An 11,681-nucleotide genomic window follows, 5' to 3' on the forward strand; every position below is an offset into this window, starting at 1 on the left:
GTGATTTGTCGGGCACAGCTTGGTCCGAAGCGGAATTTCACGCAAATAGTTTTTGCAGGGCGGGCCGTATGCGCAAGAAGCCGCGATAGAGCGGCTCAAGAATAGCGAGAACCACGCGATTCCGGGCCAGCAATCCGAGCGGGCGCAAAACTGGGATCGCACGCCACATGGCTGCAAACGCTGCGGCGCCGCTTAGCAAGCGTCCGTCTTCCTCGGCATGGAAGCGTGCCAGCAATTCTTCGCGGTCGATCGGACAGGATGCCTCGGTCGACGCTTCGGAGACGTCGATGAATTGCAATCGATCCTGGCTGTCGAGACGGCGCATTAGCAAGATCTCGCGGCGGCACAGGGGGCACGCACCATCATACCAGACTTTCACTTCGCTCATGCTAGACCAATGCAGATTGGCCCGCCGCGTTCCAAATGCCTCTTGTTGGCTTAGAAGTTGATTCCGGCGCGCACATTAAGCTGCGGCTCGTTATCATCGCCGCGCTCTGCCGTTCCGCCGAGCGGGAAGCCGCCTTCCACTTCAAAGCCGACGGGACCGATTTGTGCGCGTACCCCTGGCCCCGCTGAAAACAGTGAGCCTTCTCCAACACCTAGCCCAATATCGGAGACATAGCCGCCATCAACGAATGCGTAGAACTGAAGAGAGTCGAGCGGGAGATTGTCAGTCGCAACGCGATAGCGCAATTCTGCGAGACCGTAGATGCCCTCATCGCCCAAGACTTCGCTGAAATTGTATCCGCGCGTCCTGTACGCGCCGCCGAGTGCGATTTCTTCGCCAGACAGCAATGGTCGATCTGCGATCTGGCCACCGGCAGACAGAAACACATCCAGCCGCGACGCCAATGGCAATCGGAGATCGCTCCAGAAGTTGACCTTTGAAAACACCCCGTCGCCATCACTGCGCGAGGCGAACACATCACCGCGCCGGGTTGCCCCAAGTATCCCAAGTCCGCGTTCGTGGGTGATGCCGGCGCGCAAACGCCCACCAGCGACTGCAAACTGCGTCGTCAGGCCGATTGATGCAGTGACGATCGTATCATCGCGCAGCAATTGGCCCAGATCGTCCTGGCTGATCTGGATATAGGATCCTGATGCGTTGACCCAAAGGCTGGCATCTTTGGAGCGAATAACTGGTTGGCTCAGTGTCACTCGGTACCGCGTACTGAATCGCCGTTGATTTCGCTGTCGCCGAAGGGGCCGCCAGGCGAAGTTGTCCCGACTGAACCGCTAGCTGCCGCAGTCAAACCGCTATTGCTGAGTTGTGTCTTGTAGGAAACTGACGCGTAAAGCAGCTCTTCGAGATCGACCGGATTGATCCGTACCGAGGCGTAGATTTGATCCGAAGACGATATCGCATCTGTTACGCGAGCTGACATAGAGGCCCGGTAAGGCCCAAAGGATTGTGTGCCGTAGTTGTCGGCTTCGACACGGTAGCGATCGTCACGCTTTGCCAGTTCGACAACGAGCACGCTCTGGCCATCTCGGCGCTTGATGTTGGCACCGCGCAAGCGGACCGCAGGAATGTCGCTAACGAGCAGCAGCATACGCTCAAGATCGGCCTTGCTGACCGGTCGTCCGATGAGCTCATTGAGCATGCGTGTAGCTCGCGCGTTCTGATAGCCTTCGATCTCCACGCCATCGACCCGGCCTTCGTCGATGGAAACCTGCACGACTCCGAAGCCGCTCGTATCTTCGATGATCGAGGTCCGAGCGTATGGATAGCCCTCGTCTCGCGCAAGGTCAGCAATCTGGTTGGTGAGGCGCGCCAGAACTTCTTCGTTTCGCGGTTCGCCAAAGAAATCTTCTACTGCGGCCTGATAGCGCGCGTCATCGATTGCCTCGTTTCCGACGATCACGACCGCAGCAATTTGGCCCTCATCCGGATCAACGGCAGTCGGCTCCGAAACATAGAGGACATTCTGCATCGCGATGCGTGGAGTATCGCTCGCCTTTTCTGCGGCCACAGCAGGGGCCGCGATGCATAGACATGCACCCAACATTCCGACCCTGGCAAACACCATCAACGACTCCTGAGATAGAGCCGCCCGCTTAACCATGCTGACCTAAGAAAACCTTACAGATGCAGCATTTTAAGTCGGTGTTAGGGAACCCGCTTCAACTCTCTTTTAGACGGCCCGGTGCATTAGGGGCAGCGTGCACAAGAAGAGAATTCGGAATTCGAGTATGTTTGGGTTAGTCAAAAAATCGGTTGTGGTTGCGGCGCTATTCGCCAGCACCAGCGCCTATGCGAGCAGCGGATGGGCTGTGTCGGAAGCGAGCGGCTCCGTTACCGTGACACGCGGAGACCAGGTCGTCTCGGCCCGTAAAAACACCAAATTGCAGGCAGGCGATGTCATCCGCACGGGCAAAGGCAGTCGCGCTGTGCTCGTGCGCGGCAAAGAATACGTGGTCGTCTCTCCCAAGGCGCACATTCGCATTGCTGAGCCGAAGAAAACCGGCGCGGTAACCCAGATATTCCAATATCTTGGCAACGTTCTCTTCAAGATTGAGAAGAAGAGTACTCCGCACTTTGGTGTCGAGACGCCGTACATGGCAGCGGTAGTCAAAGGAACGACCTTTAACGTTTCCGTGACCGAGCAAGGCACAAGCGTGCAGGTTACCGAGGGCGCTGTGGAAGTCAGCACTGGTGACGATCTTGAAGCCGCCCTGCTTACCCCTGGGCTTGTCGGTTTGGTCGAAGCTGATGATGCCAGCGAGCTGATCGTGATTTCCGGGCAAGACGAAGCCGCATCCGAACGCGCCATTGTGCGTGGCCAACCGAGCTTCGTCACACAACTGCGCGAGGCGCCAGGTCGCCCTGACGCGACCGGAATTTCAATCGGTGCAGACCGCGCTCAGGCGAACCGCAACAATGATGGTCGTATCGCTTCAAGCGGCAGCCCGATCACCCCATCTGCAGGCCCAATCATCGACAGCGATGATATCGAGCCGGTTCTAGGTACAGCGAGCGAGCGCGAAAATGGCAACGCCGCTTCGGAAAGTCGCAGTAATGGAGGCGCTCGCGCCAACGCTGATTTCGAAGATGAGGATATCGAAGAAGAACGCGAGGATGAAGGCCTCAACGAAGGACGCAAAGACGACGATTTGGAAGAGGATCGCGAGGATGAGGGCCTGAAAGAAGAGCGGGAGGCCGACGATCTCGAAGATAACCGCGAAGACGACGACTTTGACGATAAGCGTGAGGACGAGGATCGCAAGGCCGACGATCTCGACGATAACCGCGACGACGACGACTTTGACGATAAGCGCGAGGACGAGGATGACGACCTCGACGAAGATCGCGATGATGATGGAGACGAACGCTTCCCGTCCGATGACGACGCTGATGAAGACACCGACGACTTGAGCGAAGACTTAGGCCTTGGCGACGATGACGACGACGATGACTATCGGGGCAATGGGAACGGCAAAGGCAACAAAGGTAAAGGCAAGGGCAATGGCGGCCCCAATGGCGATCGAGGCGATGACACCGAAGACGAAAGCCTGCTGCCCAATGACGACGCTGATGAGGACACCGACGATTTAACCGAAGACTTAGGCCTAGGTGACGATGACGACGACGATGACTATCGGGGCAATGGAAACGGCAAAGGCAACAACGGTAAAGGCAAGGGTAATGGTGGTCCCAACGGCAATCGGGACGATGATAACGATGAGCTAGATGTTTCTACCTCCGCCGACGATCTGATCGAAATCAATCTGGGCGCTCCCGTGGGGAATAACGCAGGTGAAGATATTGAACTCAATCTCGGTTTGGGCGTTCGCAATGATCAAGATGAAGATGATCGTCCCGGTCGTGGCCTCGGACGTGGAAACCCTCGCAACTGAGAGATTCATCTCAAGTCCGCGCGCGCCAATCAAGCGCAAGGCCGATATCCTAAACCTCGCATAAACCCTTTTTCGCTAGGCCGGGCACCTTGATTGCGGGCGATTACCGCAACTTGGGAGGATTACGTGCGCGTTTCGCTGACCGGAGCTTTGACCAAAGACGGCACCATCCGTGCCGTGTCATTTGCTGTCGCTGCGTTGGTTTCGATCGCGGCCATTCTTTCGGGTCTTGCCGGCTCGTTCGAGAGCGACTTGCGCCTAAAGCGCGATTATCTTCGAATTGCCCCAGCATCCGGGGAGATTTTAATCGTTGAAGTCGATGGCCGCTCACTCCAGGCGCTTGAGCGCTGGCCTTGGCCGCGCAGCAATTATGCAAAGGCCGTACGCGAACTTGATCGCCTCGGCGCAGACCAGATCGCGTTCGATATCGACTTTTCCGCGGTTTCTACGCCAGAGGAAGATGCGGCATTTGAAAAGGCGCTTGCCGACCTCAATGGTGCAGTCATCCTACCTACCTTCCGGCAGGAAGACCGCGCCGTCGAGGAAGGCAGCGTGACGGAATCCTTGCCGATTGATGCGTTCAAAAAGCATGCATTTCTAGCCTCGGTAAACGTCTTTCCCAACGCCGACGGACAAATCGAATTCTACCCATATGGTATTGTCACGGACGGGGTGCCGCGACCATCTTTGCCGTCAATGGTAACGGGCAAGGCGGGCCAAACCGGACAGTCTTTCCGCGTCGATCAGGCGATAGATCCCAGCTCGATCAAACGAATATCCTTCGTTGACCTGATCGGAGGGAAAGTCACGCGTGATCGCATTGAGGGTAAGAAAGTCCTCATTGGCGCAACGGCAATTGAGCTGGGCGACCGTTATCCCACCGGCCTGTTTGGCGTTAAGCCTGGCGTGGTGATTCAGGCGCAAGCTGCAGAAACTCTGCTCCAGGGTCGGGTGAGAAGCGATAGTGGTCCATGGATCCCGTTGCTGCTTGCTGGTTTATGCATTGGCGCGATTATCACTCGCAAGACACGACGCCTGAATGGATACCAAGCCGCAGCCTTCAGCCTGATCCCAGTAGTCATGGCATTGTTGCTGGACCAATTCTCATCGGTCTATCTCCAACTTATGTCGGGAGCTATCTTCGTCGGTACGTTTCTGGCGTTCGACCGAGCCCTCGTCTCGGGCCTCGAGCTTCGCAATGCGCGTATGACTGACACCGCCTCAAACCTTCCCAATCGCCGCGCTATGGAAGTTGCCGCGCTCAAGCGCAAATCTGCATTATTTGCGGTGGCCCGGATCGACGATTTTGCTCAAATGGAGGCTGTCCTCAACAGCGAAAACGTGTCGGGCCTGGATGCCAAAATCGCAGAACGCCTGACTCTGCTTTCCGGCAATTCCGCTGTCTACAGGATTGATCGTGCAAAATTTGCCTGGTTCGTACCTGACGAACAATGCGGGGAATTGGACGATCATTTCGCGACCGCTCGCACGGTGCTCAACTCGCCGTTTGAGATCAATGAAAAGCGCCTCTTGGTCAAAGCGCGCTTCGGCAGTTCGGCAGACTCATTGGCGGAAGCTGTCACCGCTGCGGAATATGCAAGGCGGCAATCAATCCATTGGTCGTCCAGTGCCGTCGGCCTTCAAGATGAAGCGGCCTTCCAACAGCACGTTCTCGGTGAGCTCGACGAGGCCCTAAATTCGGGCGCAATCCATGTTTTGTACCAGCCCAAAATGCGGCTGTCGGACAAAGTGGTTTATGGCGCAGAATGTCTGGTGCGGTGGGAGAGCGAAACACTCGGGCCGATCTCTCCGTACCGACTTTATCCCGATCCTTGAAAAGAAGGGGCAAGTTGGAGCACTGACAAAATTCGTGCTTGCTGAAGCTCTGGAGCGCAGCCGCGAAGCAGCGGCACTAGATGTGCCATTGCAGCTCGCCGTCAACATATCGGCGCAATTGCTGTCGGATCGCGAGTTCATCAATTCGATCACTGAAATGCTGTTGTTCGAGCGCGCCAAGGGACACAAGGGCATCACTCTGGAAGTCACAGAAAGTGCGCCTCTGCAAGACCCCGATCTGGCCAAACGCGCGCTGAACCAATTGAGTAACGCGGGCGCGCGAATTTCTATCGATGATTATGGCACCGGGCAGGCCACTCTCAACTACTTGCAAGGTTTTCCGGCGAACGAGATCAAGCTGGATCAGAGCTTTGTGCGCGATCTCGTCAACAACCGTGCTGACCGGATCATGGTGCAATCCACTATTGATCTTGCGCACGCCCTCTCGTTCGAAATTGTCGCTGAAGGAGTGGAGGATCTCGCCACACTCGAGTTGCTAGGAACACTTGGGTGCGATTATGTGCAGGGTTGGCAAGTCGGCAAACCAGCAAAGTGGCAAACCCTTCTTGGCCGTATGAACTTACAGCGTGATGGAGCAGTCAGCGCACTTGGGTGAGCTTGGCTCATTCGGATTGCGGCAGAGCCAGTCCAACACGGGATGCGGCGGCTGACACTTGTCCCAGAGGCGCGGGGTCATTTGGCACAATAGGCGCTTTCTCCGGCCACAGCGTCAGCAATCCGTCGAGTGCCTTGCGGATCCCGTCTGCGCGTGGGCCATCCAGATCAGCAGCCAATTCTCGAGCGACTGTGACGAAGCCCCACGCATCTTGGTATTCACCAGCGTCGGTAACAGTCGCTGCTGGAACTGCGATGGCATATTCCTCAACCGTCACATCCATCAGATATCGGATCAATTCATACGGATCGCCGCCAGCTTTTTGACGAAGTTCGCGAAGATCGGCTTCCGCAGTCTCAAGTTGAGGCTCAATCTCGGCGGCAGGCTTCCCTTCTTCCAACGCCTTTGAGACAGCCTCAAACGGGACCGGGTCAAAACCGAGTTCTTCCAAACCCTTTCGCTCAGATGCATGGGTTTCTGAAACAGGATGCAGCAAATGCGGGGCTGCCGCTTCAGGCTCACCGGCCCGATAAAGAGCAATCCCCGCGGCGACGTGACCAGACATAAACGCAAGCCGCTTGGGCAATTCCAGCGAACCGACTGCGCCGCTTTCACCCCCTTCACCGCCCTCCCCGGCTCCAGCTTCCCCACCTTCGCCAGCGCCAGCTTCACCATTCTGTGCAGCCTCGCCGCCTTCACCGCCCTCGCCGGCTTCCCCCGAACAGCCAGCCAGCGCGGTTCCAGCCAATGCCGTGGCTAGCCCCAAACCAGTCCAAACTCTAATCGTTGATTTCATCGCAAATTCGCTCCCGTAATGCGCGAGCATACCATACGCGCATGGGTGAGCAACCAGACGGACAAGTCGCGGAATCCGCATCCACGTTTACCTGGAACAGTAAGAACGACACGGCCTATTCAGAGTAATTGAAGCTGTGATTCATGTCTTGAATTCTAAGAACAACTCGCTCCGCCGAGCACACAAAAACGCGCGCAATGCGGATGATTGAGTTGGACAGAGCGGCTTGCCTCCTGGAGCGTTTCGCCCAAGTCGAAATCCGCTTGGTACGGCAGCAAGGTGCAAGCGGCCACGCACGGTTTGGCCTCTCCCTTGCGCTTTACCACCATCCGGCTTGACGCGCACATCATGCTGCGCGGGTCCACGCTCAGTATGTCCCAACAATCGGTCGTGATTTCCGGAATATCTGCCGTCTCATCCATCTCTGGGAATAGAACGAGCTGCCCCGGATCGTTCGCATTCAGTTGTATCCCCAATTGAGCGAAGAGCATTGCAAAGCCTGCGCGAGCATCAGCGTCCGTTTCGTTTTCGAGGTGTCTGCCCGCCACTGCTATCTTGAAGCCGTTTCCTGCTAGCCATTTCAGGCCATCAATGGCCTTGTCCCAGCTTGGCCCGCGTTCTGCCTCGTGGACCGATTTCGTGTAGTGATCGAGGCTCACACGGATTGTCAGACGATCCTTATTTTCGAGGCTAAGCAATTGCTGTTCAAACCGTCTCATGGGACGCATCGCGTTTGACAAAACGAGCACATCGAAACCGCGCGCTAGGCTCAGCTCCAGAATGTCGATGATATCCGGGTTCATGAACGGCTCACCGCCCGTGAACGCAATCTCACGGGTAGTCAGATTGGCGGCAGCGATCTCGTCCAAATAGCTGCGCACCTCCGCCAGAGAGATGTAAACAAGCGCATCGTTAAGCGGCGAGCTTTCGATATAGCAGGACTTGCATTCTAGGTTGCACAGAGTCCCAGTGTTGAACCAGAGCGTGTCCAAGCTATCAAGCGCAACAGATGCACGCTCTTCGCCCTTCAGCGTGCGGAACGGGTCGGCGAATTTGCCAGCTTCGATACGGCTAGGCTTTGTAAGCGCGAAGGGCGATCGCTCATTTTGCATGATCTAGAATTCGATTGATTGCGGTGGTTGGTTACCTGAGAGGCGACGGTCATAACCGATCTCCATCGGGTTGCGAACCGGCCATTGTGAAACCGTGAAAATCGGCAAGTTCATCGGATGTCAGGATAGTGATCGGCCAATCCCTCACGCACTCCGTACCGACCACATCAAAGCAACCTTCAAGTACATCAAGTGCGCCCGTAGACTGCCCAGCTCTGCAATGCGACGATCGGATGTTTTAACAAAGCGGCGAAGAACCCGGGTCCGCCCGAGCTCGGCAAAGTTGATGCAAAGTCCGGGCTCTTCCATAATGCCGAGCCGCTCATCGCAGCCGCCAATCGCGAGAAAATCTGCGCGCCGGAAAAACATCGCGTGATCTCCGAATAGCAAACGTACCCCGCGCAAGAATAGGAGCGGCCTAGTCAGCAGAGGCGCGTACCATGTCTTGATGAAGTTATGGATCGTGGACCCCCACCGCGTGCGGCTTTCTCCGACCAGCTTCGGCAGAAAGCTCGCCAGAGCGATCTTGCGATCCGCCATCGTGCTGCGGATCAGTGCGACCGCGTCGGCGGGAAGTTGGCTGTCGGCGTGTAACACACACACAACCTCGCTCTCAGCTTCGGCGACGCCGACGTTGATCTGCACGCCGCGACCTTTGCGCGGAGACCCTATAGTTTTCAGCGCTGCATCCTGCGCAATCTGAACCGTCGCATCATCGCTACCGCCGTCGACCACGATCACTTCGTCTGGTTGCGGATCGAGCATGGCAAGCGATGCGATTGTTTTCGGGAGCGCGACTTCCTCGTTGAAGGTCGGAATGAGGATCGTGACGGTGGTCACGGGCGCAATTCCGGCCAGCGATCGAGATCTTCGGGCCGGTCGCAGTCTGAAAGCGTTTCAAGCATAAGCGGTTCAACACCCATCTCAGAACACCGCCGCAGAGTTTCGGGCAAGACCTGAGCCGTGCTCCACGGCATATCGGTTAGCAGTTGAGGCACACACTCACGCATTCCGATCAGATAATAACCGCCATCTTCGAGCCGGACCAATCACTACCGGATGTGTCTTTAGGCCTTCGACCGCGGCGGCGATGTGCGCGCTGCTGAGATCGGGCGTGTCCGCGCCGAAAAAGATGACGGGGGCGCGGCCTACGAAAGCAAGCAGACGATCGCTCAGATTGCCTTTTGGTTGCGGGACAAACTCAATCCCGGACCCCAGCCAATCGCGAAATTGCCCTTCACCGCCTCCTGTCATTGCCACAGTAAAGGGACACCCAGATTGGCGAAGCAATCTGGCGGTACGGCCCGCCAGCTCGCGATGAATTCTAGCCGCCCCCTTTGCGCCAACGGCAGGTATCAAACGGGTCTTGCACTCTCCGGCAATGGGGTATCGGGCGAACAAGACAAGGTTGGGCAGCGATGACATTTCGGCATAGCCATGGATCAGCCGAGAGCTTTGCGCAATCGGGCCATGTTCAAGTGGCAAGTGCTGATAACTCCAGGCACATCAATTCTCCAAAGGAATCGCATCCAGACCACTGAAATCGCTTGATTTGCTTGCCATCCGCCACATTACCGATAATCTACCACCCATGAACGAGCGCAACCCGAGCCGAGAGGCTCTTCTTGCAGATTTGGATATCGAGCTGGTCTCAGCGCTTTATCAGGCCGCAAGCGAAGCGGACACGTTCGACAACCTGATAGCCACGATGCAGCGCAGGTACGCTCCGACAGCGCCCGCCGCGGACGAAGCCTTGCGAGAGTCCGTATCCCGCCAGCTCGGAACCATCGATAATCTGATGGAACATCAACAAGTCGCAGTTTCTCGAGATCCGCTGGAGCGCGCGGTTGAAGAAGTTCCAACTGCGGCAATCGTCATTGATCCATCTTGCCATGTGATTGTTGCCAATGAGCTCGGTGAAGCCTTGTTTGCTACAAAACCGGGGGCGGCATTCGACACGATTTGCATTGATCCCAGCTACCGCGCTCAATTTGACAGCTTTTTGACGAGCGCACGCCTGCGGGGCAATCAGCGGCGCATTATTGTGCGGCTCGATCCTGACGAACTGTCAGGCGCTGAAGACCAACCCATCAAGCATGAGCTCGCCGAGGGGTTGATCATTGACAGTCCGCATCGTGATCACGGGTGCATTGCCCTGCGAGCCCTTGAGATTCCGTGGCCCGACGCACTCTGCCAGCAATTGCAGGAAACCTTCGGCCTGACAGAGGCGGAATGCGGCATCGCCCGCGAATTCTACGAATTGCGCGACAGCAAGGCAGTGGCTGAGCACCGCGGCACAACCGTGCCCACTGTTCGCACGCAACTCAAATCGATCTACGCCAAGTCGAACACCGCCAATCAGGCGCAGCTTTTGCAATTGCTCTCGCTGTTAGCAGCTCGCGCCTCACTCGACAGTCGCAGCCGAAAAGCGCCATGGTCAAACCCGCTTGGTCGCGAGGCGTCCTTTGTGCGAAGCGATGGCCGCTCAATCGCCTATGCCTGGCAGGGTGCGCCGAACGGCAAGCCGGTGCTGGTGGTGCATGGCCATACACTCGCCCATTTGTTCCCGCCCGAGGCTGACCAGCTCTTTCGCGAAGCGGGCTTAAAACTCCACATCCTCTCGCGTCCCGGCTTTGGCCACAGCGAGTTTGATCCCGACTGCGACGCCACCGAGGACAGCGCGATGGCAATCCGCGAATTTTGCGGACTGCACGATCTGAAAGGCGGTCCCGCTATTGCGATTAGCAGTGGTCTGATTCCGCTTGGCAAAGCGATACAGGACGAACCGGGTCTGGTTAGCTCGGTCGCGCATACGGGTTACATCTGGTTGCCATACATCCCGCTGCCCGACGACATTCGTACCGCATCACCGGATCGCGTTCAAGCTTGCCCAGCTAGCCCCGCGCTTGCTGCAGACTTTCACTCGCATTGCCTATCGCAATATGATCCGCGTCGGCGCGGATTGGTATATCGACCGTATTTTGGGCGAGGACTCGGTCGATGCTGCGTATTTCCGCGGAGGCAGCAATGCCGGACTTATCCGTGCTGCTGCTCGGCATCTGTTGGCGCAAGGGGCGGATGTGTATTCGCGCGAATTCACCCAATCGCGCGAGCCTGCGCTCGAACTGCTCAAAACCAGCACGTTGCCGATGCTCTTCGCCGTGCCTGAGCAGGACGAGATTCATGAGATAGACGCCTATCGTAGAGCTGTAACAGAAGGCGGCAACCGCACGCTCGAAGTCCTCCCTAACACCGGTGAGCTCTATTTCTACCGCGCTGCAGAAAGCCTTGCGCAGCTGACAATCCGGCATATCGGCGAGAACGCGCCGGGATACGCAAGCTGTCTCGGCGCGATCGCAGCCAAAGCTGAATAAGCATTAGATTTTTCAAAAATATCTACCGCATACCCCATCGGGTGTATGACAGCCCGGCGGGCCTCGGCCAGCACACCCTCACAAACAAA

Annotated in this window: 13 protein-coding genes; 5 read left to right on the plus strand and 8 right to left on the minus strand. The window is 56.9% G+C overall.

Features of this window, described 5'->3' with window-relative positions; all coding sequences use genetic code 11:
• Nucleotides 1-37 precede the first annotated feature (37 nt).
• From ACZ1GU_RS10430 to ACZ1GU_RS10440, 3 genes are read right to left on the minus strand one after another with little or no spacing between them, the layout of a single operon-like run.
• Nucleotides 38-388 (minus strand): thiol-disulfide oxidoreductase DCC family protein, encoded by a 351-nt coding sequence (locus ACZ1GU_RS10430; RefSeq protein ID WP_472647927.1) that lies wholly within the window; start codon nucleotides 386-388, stop codon nucleotides 38-40.
• A 50-nt stretch (nucleotides 389-438) separates the two neighbouring features.
• Nucleotides 439-1,158, minus strand: a complete 720-nt coding sequence (locus ACZ1GU_RS10435; protein ID WP_472647928.1) for a ShlB/FhaC/HecB family hemolysin secretion/activation protein — start codon at nucleotides 1,156-1,158, stop codon at nucleotides 439-441.
• The gene (locus ACZ1GU_RS10440) at nucleotides 1,155-2,030 is read right to left on the minus strand and encodes a POTRA domain-containing protein (RefSeq protein WP_472647929.1); all 876 of its coding nucleotides are present in this window, start codon (nucleotides 2,028-2,030) and stop codon (nucleotides 1,155-1,157) included. Before ACZ1GU_RS10440 ends, ACZ1GU_RS10435 begins: the two co-directional genes overlap by 4 nt.
• A gap of 163 nt (nucleotides 2,031-2,193) precedes the next feature.
• Between ACZ1GU_RS10440 and ACZ1GU_RS10445 the strand changes: the two genes are divergently transcribed.
• The 3 genes from ACZ1GU_RS10445 (at nucleotide 2,194) to ACZ1GU_RS10455 (ending at nucleotide 6,310) form a co-directional block, all read left to right on the plus strand.
• Nucleotides 2,194-3,858: a FecR domain-containing protein gene (locus tag ACZ1GU_RS10445; RefSeq protein ID WP_472647930.1), complete on the plus strand. Its 1,665-nt coding sequence runs from the start codon at nucleotides 2,194-2,196 to the stop codon at nucleotides 3,856-3,858.
• 126 nt (nucleotides 3,859-3,984) lie between these two features.
• Nucleotides 3,985-5,694 (plus strand): CHASE2 domain-containing protein, encoded by a 1,710-nt coding sequence (locus ACZ1GU_RS10450; RefSeq protein WP_472647931.1) that lies wholly within the window; start codon nucleotides 3,985-3,987, stop codon nucleotides 5,692-5,694.
• Entirely contained in the window at nucleotides 5,615-6,310 is a 696-nt protein-coding gene (locus tag ACZ1GU_RS10455; RefSeq protein WP_472647932.1) for an EAL domain-containing protein, read from the plus strand. Before ACZ1GU_RS10450 ends, ACZ1GU_RS10455 begins: the two co-directional genes overlap by 80 nt.
• Nucleotides 6,311-6,317: 7 nt before the next feature.
• Here the strand turns inward: ACZ1GU_RS10455 and ACZ1GU_RS10460 are convergent, their stop codons facing one another.
• The 5 genes from ACZ1GU_RS10460 to ACZ1GU_RS10480 form a co-directional block, all read right to left on the minus strand.
• The gene (locus ACZ1GU_RS10460; RefSeq protein ID WP_472647933.1) at nucleotides 6,318-7,106 is read right to left on the minus strand and encodes a hypothetical protein; all 789 of its coding nucleotides are present in this window, start codon (nucleotides 7,104-7,106) and stop codon (nucleotides 6,318-6,320) included.
• Between the two features lie 155 nt (nucleotides 7,107-7,261).
• Nucleotides 7,262-8,218 (minus strand): radical SAM protein, encoded by a 957-nt coding sequence (locus ACZ1GU_RS10465; protein ID WP_472647934.1) that lies wholly within the window; start codon nucleotides 8,216-8,218, stop codon nucleotides 7,262-7,264.
• Nucleotides 8,219-8,362: 144 nt separating this feature from the next.
• The gene (locus ACZ1GU_RS10470) at nucleotides 8,363-9,058 is read right to left on the minus strand and encodes a glycosyltransferase (protein ID WP_472647935.1); all 696 of its coding nucleotides are present in this window, start codon (nucleotides 9,056-9,058) and stop codon (nucleotides 8,363-8,365) included.
• Nucleotides 9,055-9,267, minus strand: coding sequence for a TIGR04282 family arsenosugar biosynthesis glycosyltransferase (locus ACZ1GU_RS10475; RefSeq protein ID WP_472647936.1), 213 nt, complete (start codon nucleotides 9,265-9,267; stop codon nucleotides 9,055-9,057). Before ACZ1GU_RS10475 ends, ACZ1GU_RS10470 begins: the two co-directional genes overlap by 4 nt.
• Nucleotides 9,221-9,643, minus strand: coding sequence for a TIGR04282 family arsenosugar biosynthesis glycosyltransferase (locus ACZ1GU_RS10480; protein ID WP_472648761.1), 423 nt, complete (start codon nucleotides 9,641-9,643; stop codon nucleotides 9,221-9,223). Before ACZ1GU_RS10480 ends, ACZ1GU_RS10475 begins: the two co-directional genes overlap by 47 nt.
• A gap of 166 nt (nucleotides 9,644-9,809) precedes the next feature.
• Between ACZ1GU_RS10480 and ACZ1GU_RS10485 the strand changes: the two genes are divergently transcribed.
• Entirely contained in the window at nucleotides 9,810-11,387 is a 1,578-nt protein-coding gene (locus tag ACZ1GU_RS10485; protein WP_472647937.1) for a bifunctional helix-turn-helix transcriptional regulator/alpha/beta hydrolase, read from the plus strand.
• Nucleotides 11,368-11,592 (plus strand): hypothetical protein, encoded by a 225-nt coding sequence (locus tag ACZ1GU_RS10490; RefSeq protein ID WP_472647938.1) that lies wholly within the window; start codon nucleotides 11,368-11,370, stop codon nucleotides 11,590-11,592. Before ACZ1GU_RS10485 ends, ACZ1GU_RS10490 begins: the two co-directional genes overlap by 20 nt.
• The last annotated feature ends 89 nt before the right edge of the window (nucleotides 11,593-11,681 follow it).

Source organism: Erythrobacter sp. HA7-11, from assembly GCF_055693605.1.

Coding starts and splice junctions, on each gene's coding strand:
- ACZ1GU_RS10480 (WP_472648761.1), bottom strand. CDS start 9,643: ATGTCATCGCTGCCCAACCTTGTCTTGTTCGCCCGATACCCCATTGCC.
- ACZ1GU_RS10445 (WP_472647930.1), top strand. CDS start 2,194: ATGTTTGGGTTAGTCAAAAAATCGGTTGTGGTTGCGGCGCTATTCGCC.
- ACZ1GU_RS10440 (WP_472647929.1), bottom strand. CDS start 2,030: ATGGTGTTTGCCAGGGTCGGAATGTTGGGTGCATGTCTATGCATCGCG.
- ACZ1GU_RS10485 (WP_472647937.1), top strand. CDS start 9,810: ATGAACGAGCGCAACCCGAGCCGAGAGGCTCTTCTTGCAGATTTGGAT.
- ACZ1GU_RS10455 (WP_472647932.1), top strand. CDS start 5,615: ATGGCGCAGAATGTCTGGTGCGGTGGGAGAGCGAAACACTCGGGCCGA.
- ACZ1GU_RS10490 (WP_472647938.1), top strand. CDS start 11,368: ATGCTCTTCGCCGTGCCTGAGCAGGACGAGATTCATGAGATAGACGCC.
- ACZ1GU_RS10460 (WP_472647933.1), bottom strand. CDS start 7,106: ATGAAATCAACGATTAGAGTTTGGACTGGTTTGGGGCTAGCCACGGCA.
- ACZ1GU_RS10465 (WP_472647934.1), bottom strand. CDS start 8,218: ATGCAAAATGAGCGATCGCCCTTCGCGCTTACAAAGCCTAGCCGTATC.
- ACZ1GU_RS10430 (WP_472647927.1), bottom strand. CDS start 388: ATGAGCGAAGTGAAAGTCTGGTATGATGGTGCGTGCCCCCTGTGCCGC.